This is a genomic window from candidate division KSB1 bacterium (assembly GCA_034506335.1).
GTDB lineage: Bacteria > Zhuqueibacterota > Zhuqueibacteria > JANLFK01 > Oleimicrobiaceae > Oleimicrobium.
The window spans coordinates 38,150-60,058 of the sequence record JAPDPR010000014.1; the positions used below are offsets into that span (position 1 = coordinate 38,150).

At 56.9% G+C, this 21,909-nt stretch carries 15 protein-coding genes and 1 pseudogene; all 16 read left to right on the forward strand.

Translation table 11 applies throughout. The features are described 5' to 3' along the window. Window positions 1-144 precede the first annotated feature (144 nt). Complete coding sequence (locus tag ONB25_06460) at window positions 145-954, forward strand: GntR family transcriptional regulator (GenBank protein MDZ7392517.1); 810 nt, start codon at window positions 145-147, stop codon at window positions 952-954. A gap of 923 nt (window positions 955-1,877) precedes the next feature. Then, window positions 1,878-2,300, forward strand: a pseudogene (locus tag ONB25_06465) (Clp protease N-terminal domain-containing protein). A 171-nt stretch (window positions 2,301-2,471) separates the two neighbouring features. After that, window positions 2,472-3,146: a HEAT repeat domain-containing protein gene (locus ONB25_06470; GenBank protein ID MDZ7392518.1), complete on the forward strand. Its 675-nt coding sequence runs from the start codon at window positions 2,472-2,474 to the stop codon at window positions 3,144-3,146. Window positions 3,147-3,262: 116 nt separating this feature from the next. After that, window positions 3,263-5,359: a hypothetical protein gene (locus tag ONB25_06475; protein ID MDZ7392519.1), complete on the forward strand. Its 2,097-nt coding sequence runs from the start codon at window positions 3,263-3,265 to the stop codon at window positions 5,357-5,359. Window positions 5,360-5,424: 65 nt separating this feature from the next. Then, entirely contained in the window at window positions 5,425-6,420 is a 996-nt protein-coding gene (locus ONB25_06480; GenBank protein MDZ7392520.1) for a hypothetical protein, read from the forward strand. Between the two features lie 26 nt (window positions 6,421-6,446). Next, entirely contained in the window at window positions 6,447-8,639 is a 2,193-nt protein-coding gene (locus ONB25_06485) for a hypothetical protein (GenBank protein ID MDZ7392521.1), read from the forward strand. Window positions 8,640-8,722: 83 nt separating this feature from the next. Further along, the gene (locus ONB25_06490) at window positions 8,723-9,175 is read left to right on the forward strand and encodes a hypothetical protein (GenBank protein MDZ7392522.1); all 453 of its coding nucleotides are present in this window, start codon (window positions 8,723-8,725) and stop codon (window positions 9,173-9,175) included. Window positions 9,176-9,198: 23 nt separating this feature from the next. Then, entirely contained in the window at window positions 9,199-9,720 is a 522-nt protein-coding gene (locus ONB25_06495; protein ID MDZ7392523.1) for a hypothetical protein, read from the forward strand. A 70-nt stretch (window positions 9,721-9,790) separates the two neighbouring features. Then, on the forward strand, window positions 9,791-10,519 hold the full coding sequence (locus ONB25_06500; GenBank protein ID MDZ7392524.1) for a cyclase family protein: 729 nt from the start codon (window positions 9,791-9,793) through the stop codon (window positions 10,517-10,519). A 20-nt stretch (window positions 10,520-10,539) separates the two neighbouring features. Then, entirely contained in the window at window positions 10,540-11,514 is a 975-nt protein-coding gene (locus ONB25_06505; protein MDZ7392525.1) for an aldose 1-epimerase, read from the forward strand. A 13-nt stretch (window positions 11,515-11,527) separates the two neighbouring features. Beyond that, window positions 11,528-12,844: a Gfo/Idh/MocA family oxidoreductase gene (locus ONB25_06510; GenBank protein ID MDZ7392526.1), complete on the forward strand. Its 1,317-nt coding sequence runs from the start codon at window positions 11,528-11,530 to the stop codon at window positions 12,842-12,844. A gap of 1,575 nt (window positions 12,845-14,419) precedes the next feature. Then, on the forward strand, window positions 14,420-16,201 hold the full coding sequence (locus ONB25_06515) for a GAF domain-containing protein (GenBank protein MDZ7392527.1): 1,782 nt from the start codon (window positions 14,420-14,422) through the stop codon (window positions 16,199-16,201). Window positions 16,202-16,215: 14 nt separating this feature from the next. Beyond that, the gene (locus ONB25_06520; GenBank protein ID MDZ7392528.1) at window positions 16,216-16,893 is read left to right on the forward strand and encodes a response regulator; all 678 of its coding nucleotides are present in this window, start codon (window positions 16,216-16,218) and stop codon (window positions 16,891-16,893) included. A gap of 1,129 nt (window positions 16,894-18,022) precedes the next feature. After that, a complete protein-coding gene (locus tag ONB25_06525; protein MDZ7392529.1) occupies window positions 18,023-20,812 on the forward strand; it encodes an NB-ARC domain-containing protein in 2,790 nt (929 codons plus the stop codon). Next, the gene (locus ONB25_06530) at window positions 20,809-20,940 is read left to right on the forward strand and encodes a hypothetical protein (protein ID MDZ7392530.1); all 132 of its coding nucleotides are present in this window, start codon (window positions 20,809-20,811) and stop codon (window positions 20,938-20,940) included. The genes ONB25_06525 and ONB25_06530 overlap by 4 nt, the downstream gene beginning before the upstream one ends. A 416-nt stretch (window positions 20,941-21,356) precedes the next feature. Then, window positions 21,357-21,909 (forward strand): hypothetical protein (locus ONB25_06535; protein MDZ7392531.1); only part of this gene is annotated, 553 nt, incomplete at its 3' end.

Below are 21,909 nucleotides of genomic sequence, written 5' to 3' on the forward strand. Positions count from 1 at the left end.
AAAGGGTGCAGAGGGGATGCAAAAAGGCAAGCATGCTGTACTCTTGCACTTTTCCCTTGACGGAGAGATCAAAGTTTCGTATATTTGTACAGTCGATTGAATGAATATACCTAGACAGGGCCTTTTCACCTCAGGGAGGTCGCAATGGCGCTAAGTTTCGACTCAAGGGAGCCGCTCTACTTTCGCATCAAGAAGGAACTCTTGCTCGGAATACAACGGGGGGCATTCAAAGATGGCCGGCTCCCCACGGAGGAGGAGCTGCAGAAGATGTGGGGGGCAAGCCGAGGGACAGTTCGCCGCGCTCTCCTGGAGTTGGAAATGGAAGGATACGTTGTGCGGCGGCCCCGCAAAGGGACATTCGCCGTGGATCGCGCGCAACGCGTGAGAAAGGACCTTGGAGAGGTGGTGTCGTTCTCTCAGCAGGTACGCGCCGCTGGCTTCACCCCTGGGTCACGCCTGTTGACAAAAGAACTGATCAAGGCGTATGAGGCTGAGGGAAGGGTTTGTGAGGCGTTTGGTATTTCCCCCGAGGACGAAGTGGTGTGGATCAAGCGGCTGAGGCTTGCCGACGCGCACCCGTTGGCGGTACAGTCGGTTTTCCTGCTTCCGAGCAGGTGTGCGGGTATTTTTGCAGAGGATTTGTCGGAGCTCATGCGCCTGTACCGACAGAGGTACGGGGTGCGCCTTACCATTGCCGACGAGATCCTCAGAGTGTGCACGCCGAGCGCCAGCGATGCTTGGCTCCTCCAAATTAGTCCCACCACGCCTGTGGTCGTTCGGGAACAGGTCTCATTCGACGAGGAGGGAAAGCCGTTTGAGGTACTTCGGTCGGTGGAGATCGCCGAACGATTCGAGTATCGGTATCGCGTTGTTCACGACGGCACCAGGTTGAGTGAGAACAGGTGGAAAGTTCCACCAGCCTCTCATTCCTACGAAGGGCAATTTTCTTCTTGACATTTTCGGAACAGTTTCTAAATTAATGGCCGAAGAAGGGTTTCCCGTGGAGAGGCTATGAGTTTTTTTGTGTCGAAACAGCCGAAGGCAGAATGCTTCTCGCTCTGACGGGGATGAAGTATTGGGGACGAGGAAGCAGGGGCGGTGATGCTTGAGCGCACACCTCCATGCGAAGGGGTAAGAGACGTCATACGTAAAAGCACACGAGGCATGCGGCGCGGGTCTGTTAGGGCGCTGTGAGGCGAACCTGCGTGCGTCTCTGATGCTTGTCAAGGGGGAAACGAGGGGGCTCTCCTATGCATTTGGCTTGCCCTCCCAGACAACTATCCCTCATTGTTGCAGAAAGGCTGTGCAGGTTGCATTTCGGAGATCTGGTGCCCCTCTCCAAGATGGAAGAGGCTCTGCTCGTGGGAGCAGACCAGCCTGCAAAGGCCTGAGGTGCCTGGGCGAATCGCTGTCTCGTGATTGAAGGCAGGTGAGGGGCATGCGACGGTCGACCATAGTTGAACGTTGTCAGGAGGAGACTTACGGGAGCGGAGAAAGCTCTGGCAAGCGTGCCGCCGTGCCGCATGAGGTTTCGTTCAACGCCACCTCATCAAGGTGGGTTAGTCAGACCTGCAGCAGACCCGGAACAGCATATTGGCCGAGCTCTTAGTTGCGAATGCATAGATGAGGACAATGTTCTGCTGGGCGCAAAGAGTCACGGCATAGACAGAAAGTGCGACCATAGACAACGCCCCGTTTATCCCCGACACGAGAGATCTTGTCGTGGAGCAAACGGCTGCACCGCATGGAAAGCATGGTCGGCTACCAGATTCTTGCAACAAGAAAGGAAAGAGAGGAGCTTCGCGTTACCCGCCGCGCAATTCGCAAACGGATGCCTTTTGCGGCGTCTTTAGCCGGACGCATGGGCGCGGCGAGAGGCGGAGCGGTTGCAAAGTGAGTCCGTTGGAGCACGGCACTTGCTCCTCGGCTTGCTCAGTGTGGACAATGGGCTGATGCGGCAGGTATTTGCCCGCACAGGGAAGGACGTCGCGGACAAAGTCACGGAGGTGGCGCGGAACTCTCTCAAGCCCGACAAGCCAGTTCGGCGTCCGTTGCAAGAAGGTACGAACTGGCAAGCCGTCATCAAAGGCGCCGAAGAAAGGGCTACTCAACGGGGAGGTAGCGCGCTGATAACCGAAGCCGATCTCGCGAGAGTGTTGTTGGAAACGCCGAGTCAGGTTGACAAGGTGCTGGGGCGTTGTGGGCTCACTCGTCGCCAATGCCTCGACACCTTGCGGGAGATCGTCCAAGGTGGGCCTCTCCCGTCGGTGTGGCACAGTTCGGGATTTCTGGATCTGTGATTCTCCTGTGGTGAACCGTAATAGGCACGTGAGCTTTATCGAAAGTTCAAAGGTAAAGGCTTGGTTGGGAAAGTGAAACACGGTTCTCCCGATGGTTATTTCATGGCGCTAGTTAAGTCAGGTAATATGGTTCAACTCTTGGGAGTAATAACTCAGGCAGGAGGAAGTCCAATGGGTGCTGACGAAAGCTTGAAGCAAGAGGCACTAAGCTGGGTGGAAAAGCTTAAACGAGCTGCCACCCCACGGGAGCGGATGCAGGCGGCAGCCGGATTGCGGAGTGTCGGGGTCAGGACACGGGGTGCTGTGGCCACGCGCGGTTCCTTGAGTCAGGCGGGTATTCCGCTGGTGAGCCGTCAGGATATGGAGACGGTGCTCCAGGAGCTCAAGGGGCAGCCGATGGAAGTCCGGCGGGAAGTGGCCTTCGCGCTCGGTGAAGCGGGTGGGGAAGACCTAGTCCGAGCTCTGGCCGACCTGGCAAATGACCCTGAAGCCTTGGTTCGTCTGGTTGCCGCAGAAGCACTTGGCAAAATCGGTGGGCCTGAAGCTGCGCGAACTCTTATAACCTTGGCTAAACAGGACCCGAATGAGGATGTCCGGGCTCTTGCTGTGGAGGCCCTTGGCGTGCTGGCGATTCGGGAACGCAAGGCTGTGGCTACCCAGAGTCAGGGTGCTGTCCGCACTCGGGGAGCCGTAAGAACAAGAGGCGGCGCGGCTGCCGCGCTCAAGAAATTAGACCCTGCAGCGGAGCGCGTTGTTGAAGCTCTGCAGGAAATCGGGCACAAAGATCACTCTTCCTATGTTCGGGACACTGTGCTCGATGTACTTTCCACGATAAGGGGCCACTAGTCATCACAAAGCTCCCAGCGCAGCTCATGGTTCGCCTGCTCTTGATGTGATGCAGGACAAGGCGGGCGTGCCCACATTACGCAAACCGGAATGCGGCATTGCGCGGAGGACCAGACATGGCCAAGCCAGCCTCGCAAGAAGTAACTGGGACGCTTCGGGATTTCCTTCAGGAACTGCTTCACAAGCTTGCCAGGTTCGCTGAAGGGTGGCTGTCCTTGCAGCAGCAGGTGGTGGACGAGCTGCTCGAAAGTAAGTCGGGTGCCGTGAAAAAGTTTGTGGAGACCTTCGGCGGGGCCAAGCTCTTTCTTGTGGTACGCGGCTTTTGGCACCCACGGTTTCGCAGGCATCTGGACCAGGAGCCTCCCCAGGAGTCCGTCCTATGTGCCTTCGCGCAAGTGACGGACAACGTCATTACTCAGGAGGGATTGAATGCCTTCGTCCAATGGGCCACACGGCAAGAGAGCTTCAGCTCCCAGATCGCCGAGAACCGAAGCACTGACCCCAGAGTAGGTCAGGAGGTCAACGATCTGAACGAGGTGATCGCAGCAATTTCATACTTCCATTGCAACCCTCCGGGACAGAAGCCGGTTGTCCGAGGCCAGACCCTGCGCGCTCATCTGCGTGAGGCGGTCAGCTGGCTGACCCAACAAGGCTTCGTTAGAAGAGTCCTCGGCGGTGCCCCGGGAATCATCTCAGACATTCTTGCCCAACTCGGTCTGCCCCAAGTGCATTTATACGCCATGTATCACTCCGATGTCATGGCTTCTTTGTACCAGGGTCAACCTCTCCGATTGGACTTGAACACCAATCCGCCCCAGGTGACGTGCGTCAACCAGCCGGGCACATACCAGGTGGGGGGGGAGTTATCCCCACAACCGACCCGCAGCAGCGATATCTTTACCTACAAGCAGGGACACACCACGCAGGTTGGCAACCGATCTTGCACCGCCAGGCACGACGATCGCGTCATTTTTCGAGTTTACCGCTACGTCGGAGCCCACCAGGGGGTGTGGGACCAAGTCAGGATGAGATTCCTTGAGAGTGGACACCCTACCCCCTGGTTCCCAGGACCTGCTGTTGATCCGGATGAGTGGCCATTTTTCTCCGGCTTCGTCCGCTGGCGAGTGGACAATCGTACTTTGTGGATCGAGTATCTGGACAAAGCCGCCATCGATCAGATCAGCAATTACGACTATATCATCCTGAATGCTCCGGCACTCCATACGTATTCTCAGAAGTTCACAGACCCAGTGGACTACATGGGGACCGAGTCATTGCGACAACAACTTGAATGGATCGCCAAGGGGCCAGCCAAGATCCATCTAGAGATCAGCGGTGGGGCTGATCCCGGTCAAGATCGTATTCGACCGTTTGCTCAAGCCCTCAGGGGTGTGATCCGAAGTGCTGGAATTAATGATGGCGAGCTCCTCCAGATCACCAGCTTGCCAGACTATGTTCCACCGGTTACCGTGACAGGTGGTGCCAGTGCAATCTATCAACGCTACGAGCGGGCTATGCGGCTTGCCCAGGAGCTGCATTTGGAGCGCCTGTACATCCACGGGAACGATGTGGACTTGATCCTGCGTAAGGGAGGGTCGCCCGGCGACATGCGCGCGGAGATCCAGGCCGATCTCTTTGCTAAGGGTATAGTCGTGCTTGCTGTCCTCCAGCGGACCATTGGCGATTGGCGCGGCTATCTGGAGGCCGATTACGCTATGGCCACTGCCAGGGATATTATCGCGCAAGCCACGAAAGAAGCTGCAGATGAGGATATCACCCGAGCGGAAAAGGCCCTAAAGGCCGCGGAGAAGGCATTGCGAAAGCAAGACTTCACCAACGCACGAAATGAAGCCCAAGAAGCTCAAAGGATAATCGAGCAAGCGTTCGGCATTACCTCGGGCCCTGGCCGCGCTACTCTTTCACTGTCTCCTATCCTCCTGGCCAATGGGTTCCGGACGCTGATTGAGTTCGCCTACGATTTCACCCGTTTTACGTTGCGCTACGGCGATCCCGATTCTCCCAGCGGCCTGACCAAAGTGGGCGAGAAGATCTTTCAGTTCGTCGTTGAGACAGGTTACCATGTGGCGCGTGACCCTGGTGCTTATTCTGTGGCCGTGGTACCAGTCATGTGGCCTGAGTTGCCTATCGAGCTGAACCCTACCGGGGCAGGCGACATTTGTTCTGGTGTGTGTGCTGTCTATTCGGGATTCTAGTAAAGTGACTTTGCGTACGACCGGGCGATTCTGAGTCTTGTCAGATACTGGAGAAGGAACTGCAAATGGAAGTACGCATTCACAAATCAGCTGGCCTGCGAAACGACCTGCTGCTCGTGATTCCGAGGTCGGAGATTGAAGAAACCCTCTTTCATATTGCAAGCCGGGACCGCTTTATGGCACTGCCTGGACTCCTGCGGCACAAAGGCCAGCAAGATCCTGAGGAACTGCGAAGACTTGGAGAGTGCAAGGTTCCTGTAGAAGAGCACCTAAGGCTCCTGGCAGAGCGCGGTTCTGGGCTCTTGGACGCCGAGGGGAGACCCAAGCGCCGGGTTGTTGTCATTGGCAGCCGCAACGTGGGGAATAACCATGGATTCATCGCCTGGCAAAAGGAGGAGACTCCACGATTATTCCACGTCAAAGGCGATCCCCTCAACTATTCCTCTTACTCCTGTCTGGTCAGGCATCGGGACGGAGGACTGGCGGTTCGGGCTCTACGCTTCAAAGGAGAAAAGGTACTTGAGGGTGATTCAGAGATCACCGAAGAGATTAGCTGGTGCGTTTATGCTAATTGGGTCCTGAGAGACGGACGAGTGGTAGCCATTGAGGAGATCATCGAGCAGTTTTACGACATTCGTCACGTGCTGGCTTTTGATGGTGGGCAACCATTAGGTCAGCAAATCCAAGCGGAGGTTTACGAAGGCTACCCTGCACGATTTCGCGAGAATGCCCTCCGCGCGCTGCGAGAAAAAGGGGTGCCGCGCAATCGGTTTCTCCATAACTGCCTCGGGCTCTCGGACGACAGCATCTTCATTCTCCAACGAGAGGGAACGCCGGAGGAAGTCGCCCACTGGCTGAAAGAAGCCGGAGCCAAGGACGGCGTCATCCTGGACAATGGAGCCAGCGTATTTTGCTGGACTTGGTGGTTATATCCCAAGGGTGGTTTTCTGTTCACCGCTCCCGACTTTCGACCAAAGGCAAGTGCGGTACTCGCATTCATTCTGAAGGGCCCGGCTCTCACAAATCTGCCTGGCGGAAGCGTGTCGTATAGCGTCGTTTAGCCCGTTCATCGGTTCCGAGGCCCGATATGCCTGTACAACCTTCCCCTCGCTGGAACATGGCGTTGCTCGCGCTGGATAAGGTGGTGGAAATGCTTAACAGGGCAACCTTCGTCATTCGCCTGGAGGAGGCCCACAAGTACCGAGGGCGGACCTACCACTATTGGGGCACTGGCTTCTTTTTCTACTCGCAAGGCGAAGAAGTGTTGGCCCTCACTGCCGACCACAATGTTCGTCCTTGCCCCACGAAAAACCACTTTGTGGGCTACTACAAAGGTGGGAGGATCAAGCTGGAGTGGGTGCGTGAGTGGTCTTCGGAGCGGGCGGATATTGCAGCTATGCGGCTCACCGATTGCAAAGCCGATTTTGACATAGAGACGTTACCCGTGGCTTACCTCGATCCTGAGCTCCCAGTGCGAGCACGCAGGCAGTTCTGGGCAGGACGCCAGGTCGCCATCTACGGTTACCCGGTGAGGGGGGAAGTGGATAACCTCGATGCAGGAAAAAAACTTGAAGGGTGGTTGGTGGATGGGGAGATCGACACGGCGCAACCGCTGATTGACAGCATTGAAGGGGAAACGACGGTGCAGCGATTCAATATCCATGGTTCGCGCATCGAGGGCTTGGGGGGAATAAGCGGTGCCCCCGTATTGGAACGAGAGAGTGGGATGGTGATCGGAGTGGAGGGCTCTTATGTTCCTTGTCAGGATCGTGCCGACCAGGCCTACGTGCGCGGCAGCGAAATTGCCCAGCTCCTTGAGGAGCACCACGAGCTGAAGCGATACTTTCGGCCCTTCTTTCCACCCGTTGAGAAGCCGAAAAAAGGAGTGGCCGTCTTCGCGCGCCGAAACGACGAGCCGCTTCCCAGTCTGGTACCCATTGCCGTGCGCTTCTGCGCCAGCGATAAGCCCGACGGCCTGGTAACGGTCAAGGATGGCGGCCTGGAGGAGGTGGCCCGTGCCGCGGTGCAGTGGGTGGGTGAATACTCTCGCCGCCTTAAGGGGAAGCTCCGCGAGGTATTTGAACAAAACCACTGGGGGAGCCACAAGCCCTATGGCTGCGCTCTGTTCCAGGTGCCAGAAGGACCTTACCAGTCGCTGCTGCCTATACACGCCGGCATGGTGCTATCGTACCTGGCTAAGGCCGTGCGGGATACGCTCGTCTCTGACCTGCAGGTTCCTTTCGAATTCCCCGAATCGCTGTTCGTATGCGGCGCCGGCTTTGGCCCCGGTGTGTCTGGGCTAGTAGGGGTGGAGGGGATGCCCGAGGCCCTGCAGCGTTCAACGTTCCCAGAAGGCACCACGGTCCTCTATGCCCGCAGCCAGCAGGAAGAGTTGGCCCAACAGGTGACGTACCCCAAGGGAGTCCGACTTATCCCCGCAGACCACCCTGTGGACGTCATCGACTCACTGTGGGCAGAGTTCCTCAAGGAAGCGAGGTCATCGGCTACAGAGGGGCATCTGTCGCGCATGTTCAAAGAGCAGCTGGAGAGGTTGCTCACAGAGGAGAGGGAGCTACGATACGCCAAGGCCGCGGCCCTCAGTAAGGAGGCGCGCATAGCCGAGCGGGAGAGGGAGATTCTCTTGAGGGAAGAAGAGCGGGGCTTCCTTCAATCCAAGATAGCTGACGTTGAGCGCGCTTTGCGCGAGCGGCAGGAGATCCCGCCCCTTTCGCGCGTGCTGGAGGAGTATACCCAATGGCTGGAAAAGAAACTCGGCGAAGTGGAGCACAACACGGAGGAGGAAGAGACTCCACCAATCGAGATCACTGTTGTGGACCCCAGGGCCGTCCACGATGCCCAGGTCTGCCGGCGGCTGTACCGGAGGCTTGCTTGTCTGTGCCACCCCGACAAAAATCCACCGGAAGCCATGTGGTTCACCCAGCTTGTAGAGCACCGCGAGGACCGTCTGTGGCTGGAGGCGCTGGAAGGAGCGCTGGAACCATTCGGGAGCGCGTCCCCAGAGCGTCAGATGGCGGATTCCGTCTGTGCACTCGTCGATCGCCTCTTCGCCTTGCAGGACACGCGAGCGCACCTGGAGAAAAGGATCGAGGAAGTGCGGCAGGATGCTGCCTCCTATGGCCAGGCCTGGCAGGCACACATGGATGAGGAGATCAATCTCCGGGAGACTATGCTCCGCATGCGCAAGTACGACATCGACCAGGCCTGGCGGAGACTCAATTTGCTCCTGGGAAAGGAGCCCTTCGCAGAGAGGTTCAACTGAGAGGCTAAGAGGCCATGACAGAGGACATGAATCATACTCGAGCTGTTGCCAGGGTCCAGCCTGGGGCGCCAGCAAGCTCCCAGATGGCAACAGAGGTGGAGAAGTTCTTCAAGAGCCTGCACTTTCTGGTCCGCTCCGGCCACAGCCGTAGCGTCACCTCGGTGGCGTTCAGCCCTTCTGGGGAGGTGGTGGCAAGCGGTTCGCGGGACGGCACCGTTATGCTGTGGGCTGCGCGCGAAGGAATACTGCTCGCCACCCTGCTCGCCTTCTCAGAACGCGAATGGATCACCTACATCCCCGAAGGCTACTACATAGGCTCGGAGGACGTGGAGAGGAGAGTGACGATGAAAGTTGAGCAGGGTGGGCAGCTCTATCCGGCAGCGCTCTTATCGCGAGACAACCCAAACCCGCAGAAAGTGGCCGAGGCGCTGGCAAGGGCACGCGGCGGGCAACCAAAGCCGCAAAGGGTGACCACATCGCTCAAGGCCGTGGGGGGCGCGCCGCTGCGGCAATTAGGCCCTGGGAAGACCGATTAACTTCTTCAAGGAGGACCGGTGGGATGCTTTTCGTCCACTTTACGCCCAAGAAGAATCTCAAGCGCATTAAACGCCTGGGTCTGCGCCCGGGCAAAGGAGAGAAGGGGGTGTTTTTGCACCCACTCCTCCAGGGGGACAAAACGTTGACCAACCAATGGAACGCGCCTTGTAGTTGGAAGAAAGGTACCGCAAGGCATGACCAGCAGATGGCCAAGATTGTGGTGCGCATCCCTGATGACCAAATGATTCAGATGGGTGACATGGGGGACTCGCGGGGTGCAGAACCGATGACAGTGGCAGCGTACGGCCAGTATCTTGCCGGGCGCAACCCCAATAAAGAATTTGGCGGACCGTCTTATTATCCGGATGGTACTCTTATCAAGAATGGGTGGACGTGGGAAGGTCACGAGGTGCTGTATAGGGGGCGGATTCCGCCGAGCTGGATCGTCAAGATTCTGGACCGGACTGACACGGATGAGCGTACAAGGCGGTATCGGCGGCAGCGCAGGCCGGGGAGCTTGCTTCCGGAAGAGACAGAAGAGTGAGTCTTGTCCCGTTTGTAGCGGTGCGCCCTTTTCCAGCGCACGGGCTGTGCGACTTTGACGGAGGCGGGGAGTGGTGCTTATCGATTTGACCTACGTGATCGATGAGGGTGGGAGCAAGTACCCCACCGATCCTGCGCCGCGGGTGGTGATCATGCCGGCGGAGGTGACGACAGATGGGAGAGTAAGGTCCGGTTACACGGAGCTGGTTCTTCGCTCGCATCACGGCACGCACGTCGACGCCCCGGCGCACAAGATCCCGGGCGGAAGGACGATCGACACATATGGCGTGGCGGCGTTCACTAACACCGGGGTCCTTGTTGATTTGACACAGTCCTTTGTGGACGGGGAGAGCGGCTACGTGCGGACGATTACCACGGCAATTGTGGAGGAGGTGTTTAACCAGGCACTTGTGAAGAGGCTTGTCGAAGAACAGATTTCAGCTCTTCTGTTCCGCACCGGGTACGACAAGGTGATTGAGCGCGGCGTCACACAAGACATCAATTTCCCTTATCTCGAGAGCCAGGCCGCAGAACTCTTGCTCCACGCCCTGGATAGCGCTCAGGTGTCTCTGCGCGTCGTTGGCATCGACTCTTTTTCCTTCGACCCAAAGGGGAGTTGGGACAGTCCTGCGCACCGCCTTTTTTTGTCGAGGGACATTCTGCTTATCGAAACTTTGGTCAATCTGCACCTCGTGGCAGACAGATTTGGGAGACGATCTTTCGAGCTAATCTGTCTTCCCATTCCTTACAAAAACGCAGACGCCGCCCAAGCCCGGGTGGTGGTGCGAGCAAGAAACTAAGAGGCTCGGAGGCTCTAGCCATGCGCAGCAGCTACTCTGTCTCCGCGGACCTATGGAATGGTGTGCAAATCTTCAGCCTGTGTCAGGAAGGACTTGGCCACGCACGAGTGGCCCCCCAATGGGGAGACAACTGTTTCAGTTTTGTTGTGGGCGGACAGCCTATCCTTGAGCCGGTCAGCTTGGAGCAGTTCTCGGAGCGACCGACAAGCTACGGCATCCCGATCCTGTTCCCTTTTCCAAATAGGGTGCGAGACGGATCGTTCATGTTCCGGGGAGAGCGGTACAGGGTGCAGCCAAACAGACACGGCTTTGTGCGGGATAAGAAGTGGGAGGTACTCGGCAGTGGGGCGAGCGGGCGAGATGGCGCTTGGGTCACCTCCCGCCTGCGGGCGGATGACTACCCTGAAGAGATTCTAGACCAGTTCCCTTTCCCTTTTGAGTTGGAGGTGACGCACCGACTCAAGGACGGTTGTCTGGAGCTGACAACGGAGATCAGAAACACAGGGTCCACCGAAATACCGTGCGGCTTCGGACTTCACCCGTATTTTAGCTGCTCCGAGGCGGCGACGATCCAGATCCCGGCGCGGAAGAGATGGGAGTTGAGCGAAAATCTCCCGACCGGGAGGCTTTTTCCGGTGGAGGGCTCCTTCGATCTCCGGGCCCCTACGTCCGTGCATGGCATACTCCTGGATGACATCTTCACGGATTTGGTAGCGGAGGGGGAAGGCCTGGTGCGCTGCAAGCTGCGTGATCCGGTGAAAGCAGTGGAGATTACGGTTGAGTTTGACGTGAGAGATTTCCCCCATGCGGTTGTGTACAAACCACCGGCTCCGCGTAGGGCGCTTTGTATCGAGCCCTATACGTGTCCCACCGACGGTTTTAACTTGCAGGAGCGCGGCATAGAGGCAAACATGATGGTGCTGAAGCCCGGGGAGAGCAAGAGGTTGCGAGTACGAGTGTGCGCCCGGGTCTTGGAGTGGCTCGCCACTAGATAGAGGAGGGAGGGCCATGAGAGCGCGACCTTCACGAGAAAGGTTAGTGGTTGGCAAGGGACAGCTGAACTTAGTAGTAGAAGGGGTAGGCGATGTGGTGGATAGGTGTTATGGGCCGGCCTTGCAGTCCCTGGTGGATGAGTGGCGCGGCAGGCGGAAGATTGAGGTGACTTTTGTGGACATGAGTGACTATTGGAGGAATGATCCGGGCTTGGCGGGAAAGATGCAACGCATCATTGCCGAGGTCAAGAGTTGGGGGGCAGCGTATCTCGACAAGTCCGACCCGGACGACCTTGCCAAGTACAGAATGCTTCGACCACACGTGGTCATCGTCGCCACACCCGACTGCAGCCATGCGGCGGTAGCTGAAGAGTGGTTGGGTCGGAATCATCGGCCTACGCACATTCTCATTGAAAAGCCGCTGGAAGCCTCGCTCGATGCCGCGCGTCGCCTTCTGGGCAAGGTTCCCCCCTATGATTCACTAGTGCTTGCGTTCGATCATTACAGGGCCCGCGTACTTCCTACGCGGGAGCAGATGGCAGTGATTCTTCCTTTCCTTGGGGGAGGGGTAAGTCAATTTACGTTCTATTTCTTTGAAGACCATAGTGGCGCCGATCCCACGTATAACCCACGAGTGCAGAGGGACGGTCCCATCGAGAACGAGCAGCGAACCAAAGCCCTCAATCAGGGAGTGATTCTTGATGTCGTGCCCCACGTCATCGCAATTCTGGCTCATTTTTGCCGCGTCGAGACCCTGCGAGTAACGACGGTGAAAGCCGGCAGGTATCTCGGAGTGGATGGCGATCCAGAAAAACCAAGCGAAATCGAGAGAGAAACCTTTGCTGCGGTGGAGTTTGTGTGTGCTGACTATGCAGGCAACGTGGTGGAGGGTAAAACGTACGTGGGTAAGGGCGTCCGGGGGGTGAAGCAACTCGGACAAGAACACGACTATGACACCAAGGTTTTGGATATTTATGGTCTGAATAACCGCAGGGTCCTTTTTGACATTAAGAAGAAGGCGAAGGCCTATCTTATTGACGAGAATGCGCGGGTCCAGTTTGAATTCTCATTGAACGCGGACCCATACGGAGTTTTCTTGTCCTCCGTGGTAGAGGGCAGTTTCCTTGAGGATCCGCCTATGGCGCTTCATGTGGAAGTCGGGAAGCGGATCTTGGAGATCATGGAGGACATGCGCGGGCCCATCCCCGCGAAACCGGAGATTCCCACCTATCCGTGCGGGATAGAAGGCGTTCGGCAGTCTCTGTACTTGGAGGATTTACTGCAGGAGTTGCCTGCTGTGTACGGTGTATGTCCGGACAATGGAGGTTGCTGAGATGGTACACAGGTTCAACACTACGAACGAGACGAACCCAATGGTCAGAGCATTTGCGGAGGGACTGAAGGCATGGGAGCGGCCGTGCGGGTGCCTCGACAGGGTGCGTGTCCGAGGGGCGGTGAAGACACGGGGAGCAGTTCTTGGGCGACGACTTAGAGCGTTGCCAGAGGGCGACGAGGGTCTCCGCCCATTCAGAGAGGGCGTCGACCGCTGGGAACGGCCGTTGAGGACTCGCAAGCGGTGAAGGCCGGGGGGCGCTAATCTGTCAACTGCCGCGTTGGTTTGTGGCGGACGGAAGTAGCGGCGAAGCTCCGCACGGTGCGGTGCCTTCTTGCTGCCTGATACCTCAAAAGCAGGGTGGCCATTGGAGGCGGGGTGTGGGTCTGGACTATGTCAGTGCACTCTTGGGTGCTGGGCCTAGGGGGTTGGCCTCAGGCAAAGATCGGGGGAGGAGCAGCTTGCAGCCGGAGGAGTGCAACTTCCTTTAAGGGGGAAACGAGGGAATTGTGCCTCGAATGTGAAATCTGACATTATAGAGAGCAACGAGCTGCCAATTGCTCTTGGAGGTGGGATTACGGGGTACTACTGGATACCCCGTGTATTTCGGGTACTTGTTGCGTAAAGGGCAAGCGAGAGGTGGCGTTTGGCGGTGGTCAGAAGTTTGCCTGAGTTGCTGGTCCAGCATTGGTCGAACTCCTTTTGGACCCGTGGACATTGGACGTGGTGGGGCACGTTAGCTCGGAGGACCTCTGGGGAGCCAATGTGGCGCTCGCGCTGAGGTGGCTCCGGTCGGCGGCCCGAGTAGTTTAGGGAGCTTTTCACAGGCAGGCGCAGACACTGGATCCCAAGGACGAATTGTTGGCGGCACCTTCCTTCAAGCTGGCAGAGTCTGTTGCATGGTGCAGTGCCCTCCTCGGCCAGTGGAGCGGGCGGCAGATCTTGCATTGTGCCATACGACCAAGTGAAGCCACACAGCACGTCGGGCCGTGTGGAGAGACAGTAAGGGCCTGTATCAGAGTAAGTGCGTCTAACTCAGCAGGCCGAGCGGGCCCCTGAGCCTGTCGAGCGATAGTGCCAGAGAGAGACATTTTCTATGTTGTCCCGCAGCGCGAAGGGGCAGAAGCCTCGAGGAAAGGGATCTTGCTTCTTTGCGTGGGTGTGCTTTGGCAGGAGAGGCGTAACTGGACGGGGGACGGGTAGAAAGCGGGACGGCGCACAGGGGTTAAGGCACCAGCAGGGGCCAGAGGTTTTTGGAAGAATCAGGCCAGTGGGGCCCGGCCGAGAGCAGTGGGCGGTGAACGAGACAGCGGCAGACGGTTCCGGTCGACATTGATGTCAAGATAGTCAACCACATTGTACTCCGGAGGCTTGGTTTTGTCGATCGGAGATCGTGGATCTCGAAGGCACTCCTAAGCTCGTGAGTAATGGTTGCTCAAGGCCGGATTAAGTGACCGGGACCAGAGAGGCCGCAGCGTAACTGGCCTGGAAGGACTGGGCCCCAATACGGTGAAGTCGACGTCCCTCGAATCAGGCTTACCGAACACGCGGGGTAATGTTTTGTGGGAGGTCATTATGGCGCAGACACCGAATGCCGAGAAGCATACTGACTTCCTTGATGAGGCGCAACATCAAGGGCTTGATGCGTTTCTTGATGCCGTCCTAGAGGAAGGGCTCAGGGCGGTAGGAGCCTTTCAAGGTTCCCTAATGTTGCTGAATGAGAAGGAAAAGACGCTGGAGATCGTCAAGCGGCGCGGCCCGGAGTACGACCCCAAGAGGAAACATCGTAGGTTCAGAATCGAAGAAGGAGTAGCTGGCATGGTGGCTGCCACAGGGGAGCCGTACCTTTGTGGCGACGTAACTGAAGATCAACGCTTTAAACCGCCAGTCGGTAAGCTGAATTTTAGATCACTGGTAGTCGTGCCCATCAAGTCTGGCGCCCGGACAGTCGGCGTCATCTGTGCGGATAGCCCAGAGCCCCACAGGTTTACCGAAGAGCACACCAGCCTGCTAGCCGAACGAGCTGCGAGCGTGGGAAACGTTATTGAACGGTTGGCAGTGGACACGTTCATAGTCTCGGCAAAGAGAATGAAGCAACTGGAGAGTCTGCACGAGGTCGCCCAAGAACTGAGTAAGATTACGTTCCAGTCGCCGCAGGAATTGTCAAAACTTCTCAACGAAATTGCCAGGGACGCTGAGAGGGTGCTTGAGGCAGACTTGGTGACTCTCTACCAATACTTTCAGGAAGAGGAAAGTTTCGATTACCCGCCTATCCTTAGCGGGCGCTTCCAGCACCCAGAATGGATGTGCGCCCGCCTCTTTAGGGAAGACGCCCCATACCGGATCGTTGCAGCGGGTGAGCCACGGTATTGCGAGAATGCGAGCCAAGACAGAGTGATGCGAGCTCGAGAGACCGTGCCAGCAGGGGACGGGCTCCCTGAAAGACCATCCTTCGTAGATCGCGAAGGGGTTGTGTCGTCCGCCGGAATCCCTTTGATAGCAGGTACTGAGACGGTGGGGGTGTTGTTCATCAACTACCGAGCGTACCATCAGTTCACACCCGAAGAGAAGCGAGTGATAGAGATGTTCGCGGCCTACGCGGCGCTAGCTATTCAGGGCACGCGGTGGATTCAACAGTTGGTACGCATGCGCCAGCTTGAGGCATTAAGAACGACTTCTCGCATGTTCGCCCACAGGCTCAGAAACATTCTGCCCATCATCACGGATAGAATCGATAGGATAGCCACCAAGGGAGGCCTGAATGAGGAGGGCAAGGAGTGGTGTGAAATGGCATGGCAGGAGGCGCAAAGAGCACAGAGAGTGGTGAGCGACTTTGAATCGTTTTCTCGTGCGGAGTTGCGCCAACCATCCAGTAAACTCTCGATTGGGGAGCTTGTTAAGAAGCTCGGAGAGGTGGCGAAGAGAAACCTTACCCAAATAGGCGCAAGTATCGAGGTTGTTGATGCTGAGCCCAATCTCCCTTCGGTCATAGTCGACCTCGATAGGCTGAGCGACGACTTTGCCAACTTCGTACAAGACTCTCAACGTCACAGACCTTCGGGCTTACAAGTGCGTATTTCCGCCGCACTGGCGAGCGAGGCCGACGCGCTGCAAGCAGGCCTCCCGAAAGGGGGCCGATATGTAAAACTGATCTACGAAGACAACGGCCCCGGCATCGATCTTCCCAACAAGAGGAGAATCTTTGAGCCGTTTTATACCACCACAGGCGGCACAGGCCTCGGATTGGCTATCGTTGAGCAAGACGCGAGAGCTCACGGGGGCACTATATTGGAATGCGGCCAGCCAGGCAGAGGCGTCCGCTTCGAATTGTATTTACCCATTGCAGGACAAAATTGAAAGGAGGGTATGCGATGGCCGAGAAAATAAGGAAGACCGTGCTCATAGCCGACGACGAACCTGGGTATCGCACGGTTCTGGAGGAAAGCTTCAGTGAGGCAGGCAGAGAAGAGGACTGCCCGTACGAGTTTGATGTGGATGTAACACAGAGCGCAACGGAGTGCATCCAGCGGGTCCGGGCGAAGAACTATGATGTTTTGGTACTCGACGTCCGCATGGAGGAGGAGCTGAGCGGGCTCCAAGCGCTCTATGACATCTTCCGGGAATTACATCATGAGCGACCGGTGCGCATTATCTTCACCGGCTTTCCGGATTACAGGCAGTGCGTTGAGGCGATGCGGCACGGCGCGTGGGACTATATCATAAAGCAGGACGTGCCTTCCGGACCGGGAGGACGAGAAATAAAGGCCCCAAGGGTGGTCGTCAACTCAGCAGTGGCGCGGCTTCGTTTCCTTGACCTTCGGGAAGAACAAAAGCGTATCATCTCGAAGCAGTGGCTTCCGGAACATTATGCTGAGCTTGAGGAGAAGTACGGTGGACAACTGGTTGCCCTCTGGCATCACCCGGAGGTGAAAGTGATCGCGCGCGGTAGAGACGCCTTCGAGCTTGAGGAGGCGCTCAGGGATTGGAGGGCTGTCCATCAAGCTTGGGAACAGCCCCTGATCTTGAACCTAATCTCTCGTGAACACTAGGAGCAGAAGGAGGTGAGCTAATCTATGCACGGTCCGGTTCCGGCTCGATTGACCAGTTACCCCCAGGGGTGTAAGCCTGGCCTCTCAACAGTGGCGGCTCCGTGTGCATCTGGTCATGGCTTTTGCGTCAAATATCGACGGGTAGGACAGGTAAAGTACCAGTCAGTGAGAGGGACACGTCAGGCCATTGAGAATTGGGAAGCGGTGGTCGAACTATTGGTTCAGGACATTTCTTCGGATGTCGCATATTGCCGATGGGTGACATTTCTCCTTGATACGGGTTCTGACATGACCATTGTCCCCAGAACCTTTGTACATGACAATGCCTTCCCGTTCGAGAAGCGGGTGGGGCTAGTTCCCCTTCTAGGGCTCACTGGAAGAGTGGTGACAGCTGGTGTGTTTGAAGCTTGCCTCAGCCTGGTTTCCCCCCGTAGAGGAACGCCGGGCCTCACATTTAGAATGCCCATACTGGTGCCCGAGGAGTGGTACGGGAAGCATGCTGTCCTAGGACTGGACGTCCTCCGGCAGATACACATTGTTTCAGACCGCGAGTTTGTTTCTCTTTGGCCTCAGGCGTGCGGCGAGTGTCCAAGCGGTTCTAAGTAAACCCAGATTCTGGTCCCCTAGGGTAGACCGGCAAGGTTCTGCGGTCAAGGTCCCCTGAGGGCAAGAGAAGGACGTCTGCAGCGAGAGGAGGCCCCATTTGGGAGCTGCCGCTGAATGCTTGGCGACTGGGGTTATGGCGCGGGGAAAATTTCACTTGCCGTAAGAGACTTCCGACAAGTGCATACTTAGAGGGGTGCCTTCGAGGATAAGCGGAGCACAAAGATCGGGCTGCAGCCCTCGGTTGCGGTCAGAATCAAGCAGAATTGCGGAATGGTTGATCGCGCAAGTAGCGCCTTGACTCAGATGAAATTATGTGGCCTTTTGCGGACTCCATGAGGACACGCATGTCTGACGCAGTAGCGATCAGGGGGAAACCAGCGAGTTAAACATGACCGATACCCGAGAATCGAAACGTTCGAGTAACGGCTCAAGCTGAGCAGCTGGGCTATGTCCACATCTTCGACAGGTACAGCGGTGCTTAGGGCGACTTTGCCGCGCGATCCGCTGACAAGGAGGCATGAGGATGATGACCGCTCAACCGAAGGCGAGTTGGAATGTCCGGCTTGCGCTGAGGCACGGAGACGAGCAGGCGCGAGCAGACCTGGCTACCTTTGTTCAGGAGCACTTGACAGAGGTGGAAAAGATCGTGCAGGAGGCAAAGAAGTTATTGAAAAAAATCCCTCCTTGGTTTGACCCGTCCTTTGATGGGTACTTAAGTGGGGATAGAACGCGCGTACGGGCTCAAGTTGAGGCCATATTCCAGGGCCTGCAACGGGCTAAGCCGAAAAAGGGGTTGCATAATTCCTATCGCCTTGAGCCGTGCTTGTGGTATCGCCAGGTGCAACTCATCCGACTAGCAAGGGAGGTTTTGGACGAAGGAGATGGCAATTGCTTAGAGTGGAGTCTTGTCTTGGCAGCCTGCTTATTACGGATCAGTATCTACCCTTTGATCATCGTCACCTGCTCAAGCGCTGGGGGTTTCCATGCAGTGCTCGGCTACTGGGTCGATGACCTCCCCGCGCTCAAGAACGAGAGGGTCGCCCTGAGCGGGAGGATGGCTGCCAGACTGGTGGCCGAGGGCCGAATATACGTCGTGGAAGCTACGCGCATACCGCCAGATGAGCGCGGGAGGCTCAAGGCACTTACGGATGCAGAAGCGGAGGCGCTCTCTCACTTCCCCCATAACACTCAGGGACAGCGGGTCATGTTCGCGGTGGATATCAGGGTAGCCAGAGAGAGCGGAATAATCCAATACGGGCTGCCTGATTCCGTGTATCACAACGCCTTGCCACCCAGAGAGCCCAATTTCGTAGGGCGGAGGAAGGAAAAGGAAGAGCTTCTCGACAAAATCTTCGGCCGAGCTTTCATCGTGAGTGTCAATGGGCTGCCAGGGGTTGGTAAAACGGCGCTGGCACTGGAGGTGGCCCACGGCCTTCTCAGCCAAAAGCTTTTCGAAGGCATCATTTGGGTCGATGCGAAATCGCAGCGTGTCACTCTTGAACACCTCCTGGATGTGATTGCTCGAGACGCCTTCCACCAATTCGAGCTAGCCAATAAGCCCCAGGGGGTAAAGTACCAAGGGGTCAGAAAGTTGCTCGAGGGAAATCGTTGTTTGCTCATCCTTGACAGCTACGAAGAGGTTGCTGATCAAAAAGTTGAAGGCTTTCTCCGTGTGCTCCCTGAACCCTCAAAAGTCTTGATCACCAGCAGAGAAAGGGAACACTCTCTGCCGTCAGATGATCTATTGTTGCAGGGTTTGCCGGCCAAAGAGGCCCTCAAGTTACTGAGAAGCCTTGGCAGGCTGAAGAGCGCCAGTGTAATCCACAGCGGAGCCGCTAGGGACTTGCGGCAATTGTACGAGCTGACTGGTGGCAATCCGTTTGCACTCCAGATTGCTGTAGGCCTCGTGGCGGACGGTGCCTCCCTGGAGGATGTCGCCAATATCCTGGTCGGCGCAAGTAGGACTAGGACCGCCGACGACTTTTGGAAGCGAATATTCCGCAGGACTTGGCAAAAGCTTACTCCTCAGTCAAAACAAGTGCTCATGGCAGCCTCTACGTTTCCTGCCCCGCTTCTGTCCGAATCCCTTCTTTCCATAAGCGGTGTTTCCGCCCTTGATTTTCAAGCAGCGACAGCACAGCTGGTGCGGATGGCCCTCACGGAAGCAAATGCTGGTGTGGATGGTCAGCAAAGGTATGGTGTAAGCCATCCTTTAGTCCGTTCCTACGCGAGACAGCAATTGGAAAGCCAGCCTGGTCTCCGGGAGCAGGTTATGTCCCGCGCGAAGAGACGATACCTGGAGTTCTTAGAAGACAATGCGAAGGATCTTCGGGACGGCTATAATGCCATTGACTCCGAGCTTCAGAACATCTTTGCAGTATTGCAACACTTGCAGGCCCAAAGAGATTTTGAAAGTGTGCTCAAGTATTTGAGGCGTCTCTCCTACTTTCTGCTCGACAGGGGATATTGGAGGGAGCGACTTGAGTGGTCGGAAAGGGGTTATCAGGCAGCAACTGAACTTGCCAAAATAGAGGTAAAGAACTACCGCTGGGCAGCCAAGTGTGCATATTGGATAGGCTGGTACTACTGTCGGAGCAAGCAGTACACGCAGGCGGCCGAGTGGGCCGAAACTGCCGACTTCTGTTTCAAACGGCTGGAGCCGAGAAGGCAGGAACCGAGGGTAACTCAGCTCCTGGGCATGATTCAGTTTGGCGTGCAAAATTACACCGAAGCACAGAAGCTCTTTCATAATGCTTTATCCGGTTTTGAGTGTGACTTGTCCCAGGCGAAAACGGACCGCGAGCGCGAGAACAAACTGTTCTGGCTCGTTACAGTCAAAACGAATCTCGGCGACTTGGCCAAGGCAAAGGGCGATAAGGCAACAGAAAACGCCTCATACTATGAGGAAGCAGAGAAGTGGCACAAGGAGGTCTTACAGGAAGCAAGGTCAAGATGTTGTAGCCCCGGCACTGAGGAGGTTCAGCGCTACGACCGGTGGGCGGGCCGTCTCGCACGCAGCCTGGGCAACCTGGGCGATGTCTACCGGCGGCAGGGGAGAGTGGTGGACGCGGTCAATTGTTATGAGAAGGGCTACCGCCTTGCTAAAGAGCTCGCTTACTTCAACACAATCGCTGCGTGCGCAGTGGGCCTTGGTCTGCTTCTGCGGGACAAAGACCCAAGCCAGGCGAAAAGGTACCTTAAGGAAGGGCTTGACATTTATGAACGTCTTGGGAGCCGAGCCCTTGGAGAAGCAGAGTCCCTGGAAGAGGCCAGGGAGTGGTTGCGCGATCGTTGTCACTGGAAAGTCTCATGACCGAGGTGACGAAGGCAGCTCTGCACCCAAGGCGGACAACCGTTGTTCAGCCCACCAGCCCTGGCGCCATGGAGAATGCGACGGCTACTGCCGAGCTGATTAGCGGTGGCGCATGGTCAAGTTATTAGGGAATAGAGGTTCCGCTGGTTTTCTCCTGACCAGCGTAGAGCCTCCTCTCTGTCTGCAAGCTCAGTTCCTAGGCCGTTGGTGTGTCTTGCCTCTTATGGGGCTAGCCGCGGTGCTAGACCGCCGCAACAAGGTCCTGACTTAGTCGTAGGAACGAGACTGAGGGGCAAGGGAACAGCCTCCGTACTGGGTCGGTCACCCTTCCAGCGCTGGTGGCGGAAGGCGCTCGTGGATATGGCTTGTACGATATTCTTGCGAAAAGCTCTTCAACAGCCCTATCGGAAAAGACCGGAAGCCTTATCAGTGCCCCATGTGGCACTTTGCCACGCGGAGCTGAGTCTCAAGAGATGCCTCCTAGTCCATTCAATCATTGGTTGCCAGGTATTTGTGAGAACGACTCCGGTCCTTTAAGGCCCATATGAACGACAGGGTATTTCATGGGCGTCACGAACTGTATGTCTCCCTAGCTCCGCCCGAAGGCGAGCGCCTGTCCGCAGCCCATGACCACCTCCGCCGGTTGGAGCAGTTCCCCACCTGGAACCCGCCGGCGGATGCCAAGTTTCTGGCGGAGATGGGCGAGAACCTCTTCCGCCTCGCGTTTCCCACGCAAGAGGCCGTGCGCGAATTCGCCCAGGCCCTGGTCAACGCGGTCCGAGAAGAGGCTACGCTGCGCGTCTGGTTCTATGCGGCGGACCCACAAGTGGCCATGTTGCCCTGGGAATACCTGTACATGCCAGGAGATGCGCTGGAGGAGTTAGCAAGGCAGCAGGTTCAGGTGGTCCCGTTTCAGCGAGACGGCTCCTCGATTGATGAGTATCGCTTCCTCGCCCTGCACCCGAATATCTCCCTGGTGCGGCAAGGATCACCTAGTCCGCCAGATGCTTCACTCAACACCATTGGGCCTTTACGCGTGCTCGTGGCGTGGGCTAACCCTTGTTCGAGGACCTGGCCGGTGATCAGTGGCATTGAGG

Bases quoted from the DNA above. Each gene is read 5' to 3' on its own strand.
- ONB25_06495 (MDZ7392523.1), top strand. From the start codon at position 9,199: ATGCTTTTCGTCCACTTTACGCCCAAGAAGAATCTCAAGCGCATTAAA.
- ONB25_06505 (MDZ7392525.1), top strand. From the start codon at position 10,540: ATGCGCAGCAGCTACTCTGTCTCCGCGGACCTATGGAATGGTGTGCAA.
- ONB25_06530 (MDZ7392530.1), top strand. From the start codon at position 20,809: ATGACCGAGGTGACGAAGGCAGCTCTGCACCCAAGGCGGACAACCGTT.
- ONB25_06525 (MDZ7392529.1), top strand. From the start codon at position 18,023: ATGATGACCGCTCAACCGAAGGCGAGTTGGAATGTCCGGCTTGCGCTG.
- ONB25_06485 (MDZ7392521.1), top strand. From the start codon at position 6,447: ATGCCTGTACAACCTTCCCCTCGCTGGAACATGGCGTTGCTCGCGCTG.
- ONB25_06520 (MDZ7392528.1), top strand. From the start codon at position 16,216: ATGGCCGAGAAAATAAGGAAGACCGTGCTCATAGCCGACGACGAACCT.
- ONB25_06470 (MDZ7392518.1), top strand. From the start codon at position 2,472: ATGGGTGCTGACGAAAGCTTGAAGCAAGAGGCACTAAGCTGGGTGGAA.
- ONB25_06515 (MDZ7392527.1), top strand. From the start codon at position 14,420: ATGGCGCAGACACCGAATGCCGAGAAGCATACTGACTTCCTTGATGAG.
- ONB25_06480 (MDZ7392520.1), top strand. From the start codon at position 5,425: ATGGAAGTACGCATTCACAAATCAGCTGGCCTGCGAAACGACCTGCTG.
- ONB25_06460 (MDZ7392517.1), top strand. From the start codon at position 145: ATGGCGCTAAGTTTCGACTCAAGGGAGCCGCTCTACTTTCGCATCAAG.
- ONB25_06510 (MDZ7392526.1), top strand. From the start codon at position 11,528: ATGAGAGCGCGACCTTCACGAGAAAGGTTAGTGGTTGGCAAGGGACAG.
- ONB25_06475 (MDZ7392519.1), top strand. From the start codon at position 3,263: ATGGCCAAGCCAGCCTCGCAAGAAGTAACTGGGACGCTTCGGGATTTC.
- ONB25_06490 (MDZ7392522.1), top strand. From the start codon at position 8,723: ATGGCAACAGAGGTGGAGAAGTTCTTCAAGAGCCTGCACTTTCTGGTC.